The sequence below is a fragment of the Terribacillus sp. 7520-G genome (assembly GCF_002271665.1).
In the GTDB taxonomy this organism is placed as follows: Bacteria; Bacillota; Bacilli; order Bacillales; family Amphibacillaceae; genus Terribacillus.
This window is the reverse complement of record NZ_NQFP01000029.1, coordinates 63,283-80,762: the sequence shown is the minus strand read 5'-3', so window position 1 is coordinate 80,762 and position 17,480 is coordinate 63,283. Positions and strand designations below refer to the sequence as shown.

General features: G+C 47.2%; 13 protein-coding genes. 5 read left to right on the top strand and 8 right to left on the bottom strand.

The annotated features are described in order from the left end of the window. Positions 1 to 21: 21 nt before the first annotated feature. From CHH53_RS11275 to CHH53_RS11260, 4 genes are all read right to left on the bottom strand, one after another. The gene (locus CHH53_RS11275) at positions 22 to 654 is read right to left on the bottom strand and encodes a pentapeptide repeat-containing protein (RefSeq protein WP_095216233.1); all 633 of its coding nucleotides are present in this window, start codon (positions 652 to 654) and stop codon (positions 22 to 24) included. A gap of 96 nt (positions 655 to 750) precedes the next feature. Continuing rightward, on the bottom strand, positions 751 to 2,637 hold the full coding sequence (locus tag CHH53_RS11270) for a beta-glucoside-specific PTS transporter subunit IIABC (protein ID WP_095216232.1): 1,887 nt from the start codon (positions 2,635 to 2,637) through the stop codon (positions 751 to 753). A 102-nt stretch (positions 2,638 to 2,739) separates the two neighbouring features. After that, positions 2,740 to 3,582 carry a BglG family transcription antiterminator LicT gene (gene licT / locus CHH53_RS11265; RefSeq protein WP_095216231.1) on the bottom strand — a complete coding sequence of 281 codons (843 nt, stop codon included), beginning with the start codon at positions 3,580 to 3,582 and terminating at the stop codon, positions 2,740 to 2,742. A 228-nt stretch (positions 3,583 to 3,810) separates the two neighbouring features. Next, positions 3,811 to 5,817: a YhgE/Pip domain-containing protein gene (locus CHH53_RS11260; protein WP_095216230.1), complete on the bottom strand. Its 2,007-nt coding sequence runs from the start codon at positions 5,815 to 5,817 to the stop codon at positions 3,811 to 3,813. A gap of 126 nt (positions 5,818 to 5,943) precedes the next feature. Between CHH53_RS11260 and CHH53_RS11255 the strand changes: the two genes are divergently transcribed. Then, positions 5,944 to 6,867 (top strand): LysR family transcriptional regulator, encoded by a 924-nt coding sequence (locus CHH53_RS11255; protein ID WP_095216229.1) that lies wholly within the window; start codon positions 5,944 to 5,946, stop codon positions 6,865 to 6,867. Positions 6,868 to 6,997: 130 nt separating this feature from the next. Continuing rightward, a complete protein-coding gene (locus CHH53_RS11250; protein ID WP_095216228.1) occupies positions 6,998 to 8,941 on the top strand; it encodes an alpha/beta hydrolase family protein in 1,944 nt (647 codons plus the stop codon). Between the two features lie 41 nt (positions 8,942 to 8,982). On the opposite strand, the gene CHH53_RS11245 is transcribed toward CHH53_RS11250, so the two are convergent. Both CHH53_RS11245 and CHH53_RS11240 read right to left on the bottom strand, forming a co-directional pair. After that, a complete protein-coding gene (locus tag CHH53_RS11245) occupies positions 8,983 to 9,774 on the bottom strand; it encodes an SDR family NAD(P)-dependent oxidoreductase (protein ID WP_095216227.1) in 792 nt (263 codons plus the stop codon). 220 nt (positions 9,775 to 9,994) lie between these two features. Beyond that, complete coding sequence (locus CHH53_RS11240; RefSeq protein WP_095216226.1) at positions 9,995 to 10,777, bottom strand: MurR/RpiR family transcriptional regulator; 783 nt, start codon at positions 10,775 to 10,777, stop codon at positions 9,995 to 9,997. A gap of 117 nt (positions 10,778 to 10,894) precedes the next feature. Here CHH53_RS11240 and pfkB point away from each other — a divergent pair, with 117 nt between their 5' ends. The 3 genes from pfkB to lacD are packed head-to-tail and all read left to right on the top strand — an operon-like array spanning position 10,895 to position 14,748. After that, positions 10,895 to 11,839, top strand: a complete 945-nt coding sequence (gene pfkB, locus CHH53_RS11235; protein WP_233135049.1) for a 1-phosphofructokinase — start codon at positions 10,895 to 10,897, stop codon at positions 11,837 to 11,839. After that, positions 11,829 to 13,742, top strand: coding sequence for a fructose-specific PTS transporter subunit EIIC (locus CHH53_RS11230; protein ID WP_095216225.1), 1,914 nt, complete (start codon positions 11,829 to 11,831; stop codon positions 13,740 to 13,742). Before pfkB ends, CHH53_RS11230 begins: the two co-directional genes overlap by 11 nt. A 13-nt stretch (positions 13,743 to 13,755) precedes the next feature. After that, complete coding sequence (gene lacD / locus CHH53_RS11225) at positions 13,756 to 14,748, top strand: tagatose-bisphosphate aldolase (protein WP_095216224.1); 993 nt, start codon at positions 13,756 to 13,758, stop codon at positions 14,746 to 14,748. A gap of 38 nt (positions 14,749 to 14,786) precedes the next feature. Here the strand turns inward: lacD and CHH53_RS11220 are convergent, their stop codons facing one another. Together CHH53_RS11220 and CHH53_RS11215 are read right to left on the bottom strand one after the other, a co-directional pair. Continuing rightward, positions 14,787 to 15,926, bottom strand: a complete 1,140-nt coding sequence (locus CHH53_RS11220) for a M20 metallopeptidase family protein (protein WP_095216223.1) — start codon at positions 15,924 to 15,926, stop codon at positions 14,787 to 14,789. Between the two features lie 17 nt (positions 15,927 to 15,943). Then, complete coding sequence (locus CHH53_RS11215) at positions 15,944 to 17,356, bottom strand: YfcC family protein (RefSeq protein ID WP_095216222.1); 1,413 nt, start codon at positions 17,354 to 17,356, stop codon at positions 15,944 to 15,946. Positions 17,357 to 17,480 lie beyond the last annotated feature (124 nt).

Genomic DNA, 17,480 nt, shown 5'->3' with positions numbered 1-17,480 from the left:
GCTTCCCGCCCGGGAAGCTTTTTACTTGATCACAAGTCCGATCAATGATGCGAATTGAATCGCCTGATGAGGAGAAACGATGCAGCCTTTCAGATCCTCGAGCGACACAATCAGCTGCTGGAAAGTACTCGTACTAAGATCGATGCCTTTTAGTGAAGTCTGTTCAAAATTGGCCTCATTCAAATCACAGTCAATGAATTCCACCCTTTTCAACCGATTGGCATAAAAGTCCGCCCCTTGCAGTCCGCAGGAGGAAAAGATCACTTTCTCCATCTTGGACCTGCCGAAAGATACAAGATTCACCAATGAATCCTCGAAAGCAACATTGCCTAAGCTCGACTCCGTCAAATCTGCGCCCAGCATCTTACAGCCTCGGAACTCCACGCGGTGAATCGAAGACTTGCTCATATTCACATTGGAAAAATCGCAATTCTCAAACCGGACATCCAGCAGATCCATTCCGGTAAAATCGGTATTGTTGAAACGGCTATTGCGAATCACTGCCTTCGACAATCGCAGCCGATATACGGATTCATTCGAAAAATCAGCTTGCTGCACCTGACACATTTCCAATTCCGGTTCTTCTTCAAAGAAAATATCGTGCATCCTTTTCTCCGGCAATTCCATCGCCAATTTCGGTTTATCAATCTGCATGCGCTCTATCCTTTACTTTCGATTTGCTGTTTACAGTCTATCATACGGTGTCAATGGAAAAAGCCCGCCTTTTAAGGCGAGCCTGGGTTAAATCTATCACGATATTCCCTTCTTTAAATCTGTATCCCTATTTTCAACCAAGGTTATAGCTGCTTCTCCAGAATTCAGGTACTTTTTGGTTTCAGGTATGACTTCTTTATAATGCAAAGCATTCGTAATGACCATGAGTGTCGTGCAATCGAAGCCTTTTTTCCGCAGGGTATCCAAATCGAATTCCGCAATCAAATCCCCTTTCGTCACGCTGTCGCCTGTATCCACATAAGATGTGAATCCTTCTCCTCCAAGCTTCACGGTATCCAACCCAATGTGTATCAGCACTTCCCCTCCATCAGCCGTCCTAAGGCCATAGGCATGCTTTGTCGGAAAAGCCATTTCCACTTTGCCATCAATCGGTGCATATAATCTCCCTTCAGACGGAATCAAAGCAATCCCTTGCCCCATCCCCCCTGAAGCGAACGCTGGATCCTTCACCTCGGCTAGTTTCACTACTTCCCCAGTCATCGGACTCACCACAACTTCTCCCTTTTTCCCATCCTTATTGCCCGGAGCTTCTTCCTGTCTGTGCTTTTCTCTTACTGGATCCGCCTCTTCCTTGAAGCCGAATAGGTAAGTCAGGATACATGCAAGAATTAACGCAACAAAATAGCCCAGTACATAACCGATGAATCCCGGACCTACAAAGATCGGAAACGTAAGGATACTTTTCGTTGCAGTTGCAATCGCACTTGCTCCGAATGCACTTGAGATACCTCCGCCAATCGCCCCGGCTATACATGCCAAGAGGAAAGGTCGTTTCAGTTTCAAGGTCACCCCATAGACAGCTGGCTCGGTTATACCGAATAAACCAGTGACGAATGCAGGTAAAGACAAAGCCTTCATGCCTTTGTTCCTCGTTTTCAGGAATACCCCCAGCGCAGCTCCTGCTTGGGCTGCAACAGCAGGACCTGTCATGGCACTTAATGTATCCCTGCCGTATACGGAAATATTATTCAGCATGACGGGGACCAATCCCCAGTGCAGTCCGAAGATGACCAATACCTGCCACATGGCACCCATGATCAAACCTGAGATGATGGGGCTGATTGTATAAACAGCCAGATAACCTGCTGCTATCGAGCTGCTTGCGAATGTGGCAATCGGGCCTACCACAAGCAATGTCAGAGGTACCATGATGACCAAGCAGAAAAATGGCGTAAGTAAATTCCTGACACTCTCATGGAATAGTTTTTTGAAAAAGCCCTCTGCATATGATAATACCCATACAGCTAAGATGATCGGTATGACCGTGCTGCTATATTGGGCAAGGACAACCGGAATAGACATGAAATCGACAGAGATGCCTTCCTTGAAGGCTGCGGCTAGATCAGGGTATATCAATGCCCCTGCCAAAGCGACAGCCAAGAATTGATTAACCTTGAACTTTCTTGCTGCCGTAAAGGCCAGGAAAATGGGCAGGAAATAGAAGAAACTGTCTCCAGCAGCATGCAGCACCTTATATGTCCCGCCTTGCTGATCAATCCAGCCGAAACTGACCAGTACAGCATTCAGGCCTTTGAGCAGTCCGGAGGCTGCCAATACACCCAATAGCGGACTGAAAATACCGGAGATAAGATCCACAAAACGGTTGAATAGATTCCCTTTCTGCTGTTCAGCTGCACCGTCCGCCGAAGAAGCGGACAAAGAAGTAATCTGGAGCAGTTCATCGTAGACATCACTCACGTCATTTCCTATGACGACCTGGAACATACCCCCGCTTTCCACAACCGTTACGACGCCCGGCATCGATTCTATCACTGACTTGTCAGCTGCAGAACGATCCTGCAATGTAAAGCGCAGTCTTGTTGCACAATGGTACACATCTTTTATATTCCTTTCACCGCCCACTTGCTCCAATATGGCCGCAGCCAATTTCTTCTTATCCATTTTCACACCTCCATTGAAATAAAAAAGACTCAGATCATAGCAAAATAAAGCATTGCCACAATCTAAGTCTGGCCTCCCGAAAAGTAACGAGCTTAGAAACCATCATTCAGTTTTCCTTTCCAAAAACCTTTGAAGATGCACCGTCAAATACGTGACTTCAATATCACTGATTTCATAGTTGTACTGATTGATGATATAATCCTTTATCTTTAGTGCCACTTGAAATGCCTTGCGATATTTCTCCCGGATGATGTCATAAAGTACCGTATCTTCCCGTATCTCAGGAGGTTCCTTATTCACGACACGATGGGCAAAGAATTTGAGATGCGTCATAAACCGGAACCCATTCATGGAATTATCATCGATACAAACTTGAAGATTATAGGTGACTAAGTTCATGATCTCTTTCATGCATCTGGTAATCTTCGTTATTGCGTTCATTTCACTATTTAACTCGGCACTGACAAAATGGAAGGCGATGAACCCCATTTCATCTTCTCCCAAATCGACCCCGAATTGATCGTTGATATAAGCCACAGCTTTTTCTGCAATACGGAATTCTTCCTTATACATTCGTTTGATTTCCCACAGCAGACCATTTTGCAGTTGGATTCCATCATGATGACGCTTGATGGCTGCGTGGATGTGATCCGGCAAGGATATATAGATACTCTCACTGAATTCTCGCTTCAGTTGCCGGCGCGCCATACTGATAATATCGTCCGCAATATGCATTTCTTCCAGCGATACTTCCTGCAGCATTTTCTTGAATTTCGCATACAGCCCCTTATCTTCAAGATAGAACCTTTTTTCCACTCTCTTCTCTTGAATTGGATCGCCTCGTTTCAATCCGAATGCAAGCCCTTTTCCGATCAGGATGACTTCATCTCCTTGGGAATCTTCACTTACGACAATATTGTTATTGATCACGCGATGTATCTCCATGTCTACCCCCTTCCGAAAAAAGAAAAAACTCCAACAAACGAATCAAAGGCTAAGGATAGCCGCTCTCATCGGATGTTGAAGTTTTGCCTGATCTAATCAGTAACAACCTTCAATAGGTATGATGCAATTGTACGCTCTCCTTACATTATATGATGGTATCACCGTCTATGCAACCGCTTTCAATATTATTCAGGAAAAGGACCTGTCCTTAAAGGGCAGGCCCTTTCATCAAGCTGCTTCCAGCTCTGTATCTTTTTTAGGTCTGTGCTGCAAATAGGATACAATCCATCCGATGACACCGACGACAACCAGATAGATCAATAAATCGACCAATTGATGACCGAGCACCGACCAGTCGCCGAGTGTAATTGCCTCCTGCAAACTGTGCAAGGAATGCGCCATCGGCAAGTATTTGCCCACTGATGCCAAAGCGGAAATGGTCAGTTCGCCCGGGAATGTCCCGCCGCATGTTGCAAGCTGGACCACCAGCAATACAATGGCCAATAGTTTCCCTAAGTTCCCGAACAGCGTCACGAGTGTAAGGATGATCGTCATGACCGTCATGGACACAATGATGCTGGACAGGATAAATAACGGCACACTCTGCACATCGACTTGGAATCCGAATAGGAAGATCAAGTCGAGTATGACTGCTTGAATGATAGCCACGACATAAACCAATGTCAGTTTACTGAAGAATTGCGCCGTACCGGATACTTGCATATCCTGTCTTCTGCCGAGCGGCAGGATATTGGCTGCCATCAAGCCTCCAACGAACAAAGCAAGCGATAAGAAGTATGGCGCAATACCGACACCGTAATTCGGTACATCCGACAGCTGTTTCTCTGTCAGCTTGACCGGGTCGGCAAACATCGTCGTCAGCGCATCACTGGACTTGATATCTGCAGTTTTGTCAGCAGCATCCTGCAGGCTTGTCGCAAGCTCATCCGAACCGTCGGAAAGCTTCGTCATACCATCATCCAGCTGCGTCGCTCCATCCGACAGTTTATCCGTTCCGGAAGCAAGTTCGGCTGCTCCGCTCTGAAGTGATCCAAAGCCTGTGGTGTAATCAGCAAAACCACTGTCCAAATCGGCAGCGCCGCTGGCAAGCTCATTGGCCCCGCTGACCGCGGAGCCGAATTTTTCACTGAAATCATCCATTCCATCCGCAATCTTTTCTTCGCTTGATGCCAGCTTCTCCGCACCTTCTCCAAGCTGCTTTTGACCATCCGCCAGTTTTGCAGATGAATCCGCCAGCTGTTCAGACGCTGCTGCTATTTGCTGGAATGTCTTATCATCCTTGAGTTCCGGATGCTCTTTCATATAGGAGGCAACCAGTTTACTCAAATCCTGGGAACCAGATGTGAAGCTATCCTGACTTTCTGATAGTTCCTTGCTTTGCTTGTCCCAGTCTGCCAGGCCATCTGCAATTTTATCCGTATTGGATTTCAGTGACGCTGCTCCATCATCCAACTGACCAAGCCCGCTCGCTAAATCAGATGCACCTGTATGCAGGCTGCCGATCCCATCCGACAGTTTACCTTGGGCAGCAGCCAGCTTATCCGCACCATCCGCCAAGTCGGAGGCACCACCATTCACATCACCGATCCCATTTTGCAGATCCTTCAATCCGTTCTGTTCATCCGTGATACCTTTGTGCAGATCGCCAGCTCCATCACCGGCATCCTGCAGCCCTTCAGCCACTTCATGGAAGCTGGTGAACACACTGTCAGCATATGATTTCGTAATGCTGCTGGCGAGCTTGGATTTCATTTCCTCCATTGCCGAAGAACTGATTTGCGCTGCCACGAAGTTTTTACCCGGATTGACTTCATACGTAAGCTCCGCTTGTTTTGGTTTTTCGTCCATCAGCGTCGTTACCTTTTCGGAGAAGTCTTTCGGGATGGTCACTTTCATATAATACTTACCATCATCCAATCCTTCTTCTGCCTTCTCGTCTGATACAAAATCGAAGTCCAGCGCCTTGCTCTTCTTCAATTCCTTGATGAAATCATCCCCGGCATGCATTTCTTCGCCATCCATGCTGGCACCTTCATCCTGATTGACGACTGCCACCGGCAAGTCTTCGATATGACCGTATGGATCCCAATAGCCGCCAAGGAACAGTGCAGCATACACAACCGGAATGATCAGCAGGAAAATAAGTGCAATACGTCCGTGTTTATGCTGCCACATCCGCTTTATGTCAAAAAAGCCCAATTTTATTCCTTTCATGATTTCCTCACCTTTACCTTTGTGAAATATTGAACATCTAAATAGCATAACGGCTCAGGTGCATATTGTATAATATATATATCATTATAAATAATAGCTTTTAAACTATCCGAAAGAAGGATGAACGTGGAATTATTACAGTTGCAATATTTTAAAAAAGTTGCTGAACTGGAGCACATGACACATGCAGCCAAAGCATTGAATATCGCCCAGCCTTCGCTCAGTAAAGCAATCAGCCGATTGGAGGAGGATCTGGGGGTAAGGCTTTTTGAGCGATACAATCGGCAAATCAAGCTGAATGAAAACGGCAGGATATTCCTCCGTCGCGTCAACGCTGTCCTTCATGAGCTGCAGGAAGCAGAGCGGGAACTGCATGCATTGAATCAAAAAACAGATCACACGATCCGGCTGTCTGTCACGATACCCCGGGTATTGCCGGATCTGATCAGCAGCTTCCTGGAGGAAGAGCCGCAGGTTCACTTCAAGCAATACGTACAGTCCGTGCCGAAAATGACGGAAAAACTGCGCAGCGGTGAGCTCGATTTCTGCATCTCTTCTGTACCGATCCAGGATGAGGACATCGAATGGCAGCCGCTCATGACGGAAGAAATCCTGCTGATAGCCCCTCCAGGTCATTGGCTTGGGACCAAAAGCCATATCTCCCTTTATGAACTCCGCGATGAAGCCTTCGTCAGCATGAATGAGGGCTATGGCATACGCAATCTGACCGATAAATATTGTCAGCTGGCGGGGTTTCAGCCTCATATCGCCTTTGAGGGGGATGAACCAGGCGTCATCGGGGAATTGGTCAATAAAGGTCTCGGGATCGCCTTCATTCCATCTGTATCATTGATGGGCAATAAAACAGCCCACTTACCTGTCATCCGTCTGCAGGATCCCATCTGTGAACGGACAATCGGCCTGGCTTGGTCAACCAGGAGATACCACAGCCCCATAGCAAAGAAATTCCAAGGCTTCCTGTCCGATTACTTCGAAGTACTGGAAGAGGAACTTCGAAAAACCGCCGCTCTCCTAAGCAGGGAGACATGATCAATTCACACCAGCAGCAACACCATAAGTGAATAAACAGTCAAACAGCCCTCTTTAGCGAGGGCTTTCATTGTTCCAATCCTTTCCTTTCCATTACAATGGGAGTTACTAAAAAAGGAGGACTTCCAGCATGGCAAAACGTCTTATGAATCCCGCAGATATACTGCAGCATCACTGGCTTTCCAATTTGAATTTGCATCCTGATGGAACAATAGCTTTTGTGGACCGAAGCATAAATGAAGAAACGGACAGCTACCATACCGCCATTACATTAATCAAGCGTGGGTCGATGGAAACCATTCCCGGTGAAGGCTTCGATACGCTTCCTTCCTGGTCACCAAGCGACAGACTCACCTTCCTTCGCGGCAAGGACAAAAAAGCAATCTGGATGCTAGATGACAACGGGGAACCCATACAGCTGATCGAATTCCCGGAATCCATCCTTTCCTATCGATGGTCCCCGGATGGCTCCCGTCTATTCTTCACAGCAAAGGTTCACGCTGACACCAAAAAAGAAATACATACAAACAGGAACGGCCATGTGTTTGAACAAGTGTATTTCAAGCAGGAAGGGACTGGCTTGTACAGCGGCAGCTATACCCACCTATTTTTATATGATGTAAAAGATAAACGGACAAAGCAGTTAACAGACGGACCATTCCATGCCGCAAATGCACAATGGCTGCCAAATGGCGAGCAGATAGCTTTTACAGCAGGCTCCCTGTCTGGAGATGATATATACACCAGGAGGAATGAACGGATACAGGACTTATATATAATCGATATTGCATCCGGCTCGATAGAGAAACATTCCGATTCCAGCTTGAGCATTCAAAAATTCACCTATAAGGCTGATGAAGCAGCCTTTATCCTGATTGCCAACGACCAAGAATTCGGAAGCGGCACAGCAAACCGCCTTTATCGATTGGATGCGGCTGGTGTTCCGGAGCTGCTTCATACGGAGGACATACATGCAGGAAGCGCTTCACTTAATGATGCGAAGTTCTCCGACGACTACGCAGCACCACTGATACATCCTGCCAGTCACGCTATTTATTCACTTGTCACCAAGCAAGGGCAGGTCCATATCCATCGTTTTGCAGACGATGCCTCGTTCCAAGTAAGCACTGGCGACAAGGACATTTACGATATGGCCCTGAGTGCGGATGGCCGCCGCATCGTGTATGCAGCCCTGACCCCGACTAGTCTTAGCGAGATGTATGCTTTGGATCTTGAAACGATGGAAGAGCAGCAGCTGACGGCCTATCATACTGCTTATCATGCCAGCACATGGCAAAGCATCCCTGAGGAATTCTGGTTCTCTTCCTTCGACGGAACAAAAGTCCAAGGGTGGATCATGAATCCTCCAGTGATAACGGATGGAAAGGTGCCGCTTGTCCTGCAGATCCATGGCGGTCCTCATTCTGCTTACACCAATATGTACAGCTATGAGTTTCAATCGCTCACTGCCGAAGGGTATGCCGTCCTATTTGTAAACCCTCGGGGAAGCGTCGGATACGGACAAGATTTCACCAATGCGTGCCGGAGCGATTTCGGGAACGGAGATTATCTGGATATAATGAGCGGACTGGATCATGCCCTTGAAACATATCCGCATCTGGATGCATCACGGCTTGGCATAGCCGGAGGCAGCTACGGCGGACTGATGACGAACTGGATAATCGGGCACACAAACCGTTTCAAGGCAGCAGTATCCCAGCGCTGCATCTCGAATTGGGTGTCTTTCTACAATTCAAGTGATATCGGCATAGCTTATGCGGAAGGGATTGTCGGGGGGAATGTTTGGGAGGATACCGAAAAATTATGGGAGCGCTCCCCGATTTCGCATGTACAGACAATGGAGACACCGCTGCTTCTCATTCACGGGGAAGCTGATTTGCGCTGTCCAGTCAGCCAAGCCGATGAGCTGTACATGGCATTGAAGCGATGGGATAAAACAACGAAATTGATCAGATATCCAAACTCCAACCACGGTCTGCTGAAAAATGGCAAACCATCCTATCGAATCGATTTGCTGGAGCATGTCAGGAAATGGATGGCACAATATTTATAAAAAGGACTCAGCTCCCGCAATGAGCTGAGTCCTTCATCTTTTTACAATGCACGGATGATGCCGCCCTCTACACGCTGAGCGGTACCATTGATCGCAGAAGCTTGTTTGGAAGCCAGGAATACTATCGTATCGGCAACTTCCTCCACAGTCGCATAGCGCTGGATCAATGAAGTCGGTTCGCTGTCCTTGAAATAATCGGCGGTGAACTTATCCAGCTCCTGATCCGCAGCTTTTGCCGCTCCTTTCATATAGCTTTCCACCCCTTCTGTCCATGTCGGACCAGGAAGCACACTGTTCACTGTCACATTTGTCCCCTTCGTCAGCTCCGCCATTCCGCGGGAAAGGCTGATAAGCGCTGATTTAGTAACAGAATACGGAATCATATGCGGCAGCGGCTTCACACCCGCTTCACTGGAAACCGTAAGGATACGGCCGCTGTTTCGCTCCAGCATGTCTGGCAGGATAGCACGGGACAGGCGAATGACGCTGAGGACATTCATATTGAAATAATGCATCCATTCTTCATCCGTCACATCGGCAAAATCCATCACCTCAAAGATCCCCATATTATTGACCAGGACATCCACTTCCCCGTATTCCTTCACTTTCCGGATAAAGCCATCGGCCTGTTCCCCATCTGACAGATCGGCTGCAATACCATGTACCTTCCCGAATGCAGATAGCTCTTCCATTACTGATTGGACACGAGCTTCATTCCGTCCGTTGATGATCACGGTCGCCCCTTCCCTTAAGAAAGATGTCGCAATCCCTTTTCCAATGCCTCCGGTTGATCCCGTGACAACGACTAATTTATCTTGAAGCTGTAAATCCATATGCAACTTCCTTTCCTTCTTGTATCTGCAGCATATTATACAAGTCATCTCCTGGGAATGGTGCAGATATGCTTGGACAGCAAAAGAAATGAGCCTTGGCTTTTCATGCCCGATCGAAAGAAAATCCTCATTCCATCCGCTGCATATATAACGCCGAGAATGAAACGATGCAAGAAAAAAAGCTTATTGCAGGATGACATAACCTCTTCCCTCCTGAAAATCAGGACTTTCCTGCCCGGATGGCGTATGCATCCAGCAATATTCTCGAAATCACCTGAAGCGGAAGTCTCGACCTCACCTCATAATCCGGAAAATAAGATGTCTCCGATTTGTAGCCGGTCAGGGTCAACTCAGCAAGTGCGGCAAGCGGACTATTTTTGTTACACGTCAAGGTGATTGTACTTGTTTCGTTTTGCTGGCAGCTCCTTGCTGCATCCACCAGCTCTTCCGTATACCCATTCAATGAAACAAAAATGACCAAATCCCCTTGTTCAAGCCTCTTGCTTTTCGTACGGATGATATTGGGATCATCATGCAGCTCTGCGTACTTGTTCAGCAGCTGCAGTTTCACTTCCATCTCCTTTGCTATAAGTTCAGAGAATCCCCTAGCAAATAGGATCACCCGGCTGCTATGCAAAATTTTTTGTACAATATCCTCTATCAATCCGCTATTAAGCATCTCGATGGTCCTCATCACTTCCTGCTCATTCTTCAAAATGGCATCTTTTATTTCTTCATCCACTTGCTCAATGATTGAAAAATTTGGATTCTGGTCATTTTCATCCTTTAGCCGGATCTTAAAATCGGTAAACCCATTATAGCCGAGCTTCTTCATTGTACGAACAATGGTGGCAGTGGAAACATTCGCATCTTCACTTAATCGTACGATCGACAATTCAGGGATTGTATCGAGATTTTCCCGTATATATAGAATCAGATACAATTCAGCTTCACTCATCTTTTCAGCATATTGACTGATCCGCGCCAGAAAGGTTCCGTTCATAGATGATCCCCCGTGTAAACGTTTACTAATATTGTACCGAAATAACCGAATGTTGAAAACATTTACAGCACGCAGCATGCCATAATGAGGTTGTAAGAAAAACACAGATGGGCAGTGATGCGGATGATTTATACATGCACGATGAATCCAGCGATTGATCTTTTTTCCGAATTTACCTCTTTTGATCCTTTCGTCGTCAATAGAAGCATATTTGAAGAGTACCAGCCCAATGGGAAAGCCATCAATATCTCCTTCATATTGAAAAAACTAGGCATTTCCAATAAGGCGACCGGATTCCTTGGCGGTTTCTCTGGTGACTTCATTGAAAAGGAGCTTGAAGCTGCCGGAATTGAGACCGCATTCATAAAGGTAGATGGTATCACTCGTATCAATACCTTTATCCGTGCGGAAACAATGGAATACAAAGCAGTGAATAGAGGTCCGGTCATTTCGGCGCAGGCCCAGGAACAGCTCTTGGATCAATTACGCCACCTAAAAAAAGATGATTGGTTATTTGTCTCAGGCAGTCTGCCGCGCGGCGTCGATGATCATATTTATATCGACATCGCCCGTATTGCCCAACGGCAAGGCGTCAATTTGGTGCTGGATATCAGTTCTCCAGTGCTGCTGGACTGCCTCGCCTATAAGCCTTACCTCATCAAGCCAAATGATGAGGAAACGGCCAAATGGTTCGGTCTATTGGACCATACAAATTTGTCGGAACTCCAAACTGCTTCACAACAGCTGCTCAAGCGTGGGGCTCAACGAGTCCTATTATCCCGCGGAGCTCGAGGTGCCTTGTATTGCGATGCCAAACAAGACCTGGCCGTAAATGCTCCTACCGGCAAGATTGTGAACACAGCCTGTGCCGGGGACACGATGCTGGCAGCCTTCACAGGCAAACTGATGCTCGGTTCTCCAGAGGAAGAGGCATTGGTTTTTGCGACTGCTGCCGGCTCTTCCACAGCTTTCACTTCAGGATTGTCCGAACTTAAGGATGTACCTTATTTGGCAAGTCAAATCCAATTAAAAAGAAATTGGGGTGTGAAACATGACGTATAGAATCATAGCCGCAACTGGCTGTCCTACAGGAATTGCCCATACTTTCATGGCAAAGGAAGCCTTGGAAGAAGCCGCCCGTAAACGCGGCATATCCATAAAAGTGGAAACACATGGTCAGGATGGCGTCCAAGGTGCACTCACACAAGCCGAAATCGATGCAGCCGACGGCGTCATCATCGCAGCCGATAAAGATGTAAACCGTGATCGTTTCATCGGCAAACGAGTTGTCAACGTGGCTGTCAGCAAAGGTATCAAAGAACCAGAAAAGCTTATTGATGCCATTATAGATCAAACAGCACCTATCTATAAAGATGGACAGCAGCGCTCTGCTTCGGCAGGCAGCGCCGAGCCACAGCAGAAGGATTCCATTTTACGAAGCATTTATGTATCACTCATGAACGGTGTTTCCCACATGCTCCCTATCGTTGTGGCAGGCGGTGTCATGATCGCGATTTCCCTCATGTTCGGTATCCACTCTGCCGATCCAGAAAGCTCGCAATACAATGAATTCGCTTATTACATGAATACAATCGGCGGTATTGCGATGAATCTGATGGTTCCGGTGCTCTGTGCATATATTGCCGAATCCATAGCCAAGCGTCCTGGCCTCATCATCGGATTCATCGTAGGTATGATTGCTTTCACAAACGGAACTGGTTTCCTGGGCGGTATTATTGGTGGCTTTATGACTGGTTATATCATCCTTGGCCTTGGTTACTTGTTCAAGGGCTTGCCAAAACAGCTTGATGGCTTGAAGTCGATCTTCTTATTCCCAGTCTTCGGTATTTTCATCGCTGGCTTCGCTATGTGGTTCATCTCGGCTCCAATGGGCTGGATCAACCAAGCCATGATGGATTTCCTGGCTAGCTTCCAAAATTCAAACCCAATCGTATTAGGTCTTATCGTAGGAATCATGTGCGCATTCGATATGGGCGGCCCCGTCAATAAGGCTGCATACGTAACGGGAACAGCTTTGCTATCGGATGGTAACTTCTTCTTTATGGCTGGCGTATCCGCTGCTTGCATCGTTCCGCCAATCGCTACTGGCTTTGCCACATTATTTGCAGGTAAATCCTATAGCACGAGCGAACGCAGTGCCGGTCTCGTCAACTTCCTGCTTGGTTCGACTCATATCACGGAAGGAGCCATACCATTCGCAGCGAAGAAGCCGCTGAAGGTCATTCCGTTTCTCATGATTGGTTCATCCATTGCGGCAATCCTTACTTATCTATTCAAAGTACAAGTACCAGCACCACATGGCGGATTCATCGTTCTGCCAATCGTTACACATCCATTCCTTTGGGTGCTGGCAATCTTGGCTGGTGCAGTCGTGAGCGGATTTTTGATTGGCATGGATCAAAAGCGCACGGCTGCTAAAAGCAAAACGAAAGAAACACCAATTGTACAGACAGCAGCTGTAACGGAAAAATCGATGCCGCCTGTACAGGATGTCAGTCAAATCATGTCTGTCGACACCATCAAGCTAAACGTCAAAGCAGCCACTCAAACAGAGGTATTCCAGCAAATCGCCGCAACTGCAAAGCAACACGGAATCATCACAGATCAAGCTGCTATCATAGACGGCTTTATCCAGCGGGAAAAAGAGAGTACAACCGGAATGGAACAAGGCATCGCCATTCCTCATACAGAACGGATCGAAGTACGGAAGCCAGCAATCATCATCTTCAAACTGGCTGACGGTGTCGAATGGAACGCATTGGACGGACAGCCGATCAAAGTCGTCATTGCCATGCTCATTCCCAAAGGAACAGCTTCCAATCATCTGTACTATCTATCAGAAGTATCCAAGATGCTCGTCCATCAGGAAACGATTGATCAGCTGCACCGTGCCAGGAAGCCAGAAGACATCCTGACCCTATTTTCAACTAAACTATCTGCTTAAAGGAGCTGCTACAATGCTTAATCTAACACCCGCTAAACGAGAAGCACTGGAAAGACTATCAGACGAAAATGGAATAATCGGCGCCCTCGCCATCGATCAGCGAGGCTCCTTGAAAAAGATGCTGCAGCAGGAAAGCACCACAAATCAGGGAGACGATACCATCGTATCTTTCAAAGAACTGATCTCTGAGGAACTCACACCATATGCCACTTCCATTCTGCTTGATCCTGAATACGGTCTGCCTGCAGCAAAGAAAAGGGATAAGGATGCCGGACTGCTACTCGCGTATGAGAAAACCGGCTATGATGCAGCACAGCCTGGCCGCATGCCGGATATCCTGGATGATTGGTCTGTTCAGCGAATCAAGGCCCAAGGTGCCGATGCTGTAAAATTCCTTCTGTACTACGATGTGGATGAGGACCCAAGCATCAATGAGAAGAAACATATTTTTGTAGAACGACTTGGATCTGAATGTCAGGCGGAAGACATTCTCTTCTTCTTGGAACTCGTATCCTATGATGCTGCCAATGATGATGTGAAAGGCCGAGAATACGCCAAACTCAAGCCGCATAAAGTGAACGACATGATGAGGGAATTCTCCAAAGCCCCATATAAAGTAGATGTCCTGAAAGTGGAAGTGCCTGTAAACATGGGATATGTAGAAGGATTTTCAGAAGAGCCGCCTGTTTACACACAGGAAGAAGCAAAACGCTATTTCAAAGAACAAAGCGAGGCCACTGATTTGCCTTTCATCTTTTTAAGCGCAGGCGTAAGCGCCACACTTTTCCAAGAGACCCTGCGTTTTGCAAAGGAAGCAGGCTCCAGCTTCAATGGTGTATTATGCGGCCGGGCAACCTGGAAAGATAGTGTAGCTATTTTCGGCCGTGGTGGAGAAGCTGCAGGAAAACAGTGGCTGCAGCAGCAGGGCAGAAAGAATGTCGAGGAATTAAATGAAGTATTGAAACAAACGGCAACATCCTGGAAACAATCAGAAATACTTGCATAAAAAGAGGAGCGTATGGGTTATCCCATATGCTCCTTTACTTATTGGTTCAGAATGAATTGCTGGAATACCTTGATCGCATCTACGAATACATCCTCATCAATATCAAACCTTGGGTGATGATGCGGATACTGGCTTTTCTCCCCTTGCATGCCGACTTTGACGAATACCCCTGGAATTTCCTGCAGGTAATAGGAGAAATCCTCTGATCCCATGACCGGCTCGAGTTGTTCGTAGCGCTCTTTGCCGAATGTTTTCTGTAATAGTCCTTCTGCAAAATCCGCTTCCTTTTCATCATTGATAAGCGGCGGTGTGCCGATGATGAAGTCCACTTCGGCTGCGGCGCCAAAAGATTCACAAATGCCCTTGGTCAGCTTGGCAATCTGTTCCTGGATCGTCTGCACCGCTTCTGGAGAGAAGGAGCGCATTGTCCCGATGATTTTGGCTGAATCCGGAATGACATTATAAGTGTTGCCAGCTTCGATTTTCCCAACGGAGATGACGCTGGCATCCATTGGATTGAGTTTACGGCTGACGATGCTTTGCAGCGCCTGGATGACATGGGTCGAGATGTAAACCGGATCCACTGTCAAATGCGGTGTTGATGCATGTCCGCCAGAGCCCTGGATTTTGATCTCAAAATCATCGACCGACGCCATCATGGCGCCAGGGCGGGTACCGAATTGTCCTTTTTTCAAGCCGGCATCGACATGGATGCCATAAATGCTGTCGACGTCTTTCAGTACACCTTCCTTGATCAGTTTATCAGCACCGCTTGGAGAAGCTTCTTCGGAGGATTGGAAGATGAGCACGATATTAGGCTCCACTTCCTCTTTATGAAGGGTGATCCATTCTGCAACTGCAAGCAAAATAGCTGTATGACCATCATGCCCGCAGGTATGAGCTACCCCATGATGCTTGGAGATATAAGGTTTATCCCCTTCTTCCACCATCGGCAGTGCATCCATATCCGCCCGGAGAGCGATCGTCTTCTCCCCTTTTGCGCCTTTCACATAGCCGACGACACTCGGCGGCTGAAAATCAAGGATCTCGATGCCAAGTTTCTCTAATCTGCCACGCACATATTTACCTGTCTCGTATTCTTCCCCGGAAAGTTCCGGGTATTGATGAAAATGCCGGCGATCCAGGATCGCCTGCTCTGCTAATCTCTCTAATTCCATAACTATTTCCCCTTCTATTAAAACGGTCCGTATTGAATCAATTGAGCTATGATCAGTGCGATGATGGCAATGCCGATCTGAATAAGGAAGAATGGCAGGAACCACTTCACCCACTTGCCGTAGCCAATGCCTGCAATCGCAAGCAAGGCGATGATATTGCCTGTTGGCAAAATTGTGTTGGAGATACCGTCCCCGAACTGATATGCCAATACAGCTGTCTGCCTCGTTACGCCAATCATGTCGGATAATGGCGCCATCAGCGGCATGGTCAAAGCAGCTTGTCCGCTTCCGGACGGCACGAAGAAATTGATGCCCATCTGCAAAAATAGCATCCCGACTGCAGACAGGGAACCGGGAATAGCGCCAAGCGCATCAGAAGCATAATGCAGCAATGTATCCATCATACCTGACGTATTGAAGATTACCAGAATAGCTTGTGCAAAGCCGATGATCAGTGCACCGCCAAGCAAGTCTTTCGCTCCAAGGATGAAATTATCGGCAATACCAGAGAAAGAAATGCCGCCAAGGATCCCCATCAGTACACCGAACAGCAGGAACAATCCGGCAATCTCCGTGATATACCATCCGTATTTCAATACCCCGATGATCAATACAATATAGTTGATCAAGAAAGCGGATAGGACAAGCTTATGGCGAGCGGTCATTTTATGGGACTGAAGTGCCGCTGTATCTGCTTTTCCGCCAAACTTGCCGTATACCCCGAGCTCCGGGTTCTTTTTCACTTTGCCGGCATGCCGCATCACATACAAGACGGCCGCCGCATACAAGACAACAAAAATGATGATCCGGAAGCCGATTCCGGAGAACGTCGGCAGCTCGGAAATCCCTTGGGCTACTCCAACCGTGAATGGGTTCATGACCGCTGCCGTAAATCCGACACCGGCACCGAGTACGACAATCGCAAAACCGGTCAATGCATCGAAGCCAAGTGCTATCGCCATAGGCGCCAGGATTGCGACATAAACGATTGTTTCATCCGACATTCCCATCAATGCCCCTGCTGCTGCAAAGAACAGCATCAAAACAGGAATGAGTAATTTCTCTTTATTGGCCATCTTTCTGGACAGCATATAAATGAAAGCATCCAATGCCCCGGTTGCTGTGAAAATACCAAATGCCCCGCCGACGATCAAGACGAAGAAAATGATATTGGCGCCATTCACCATACCTGTATGAATACTATTGAATATGCCGAGCAGTCCGACATTTTCTCCGTCTATGTAATGGAAGGTTTCCGGCAGGATGACACTTCGTCCATCCTGCTCCACGCGGTCATAGGCGCCGCCAGGGATGATATATGTTAATAGTGCCGCCACGACGATGAATGCGAAAATCATCACGTAGACATTGAATTGCTTTGGTTTCTTTTTCTTATATGGCTGCTGCTGTAAATCTTGTAAGCTGTTCATCTGGCTGTACTCCTTCAAGGACGACCCTTCGTTGTATATTGTGTAATAAATATACAACTATTTATATAAAAATACAACCGTATATTAATATTTTTTTTGGAATGAATATGCATACCCAATAAAA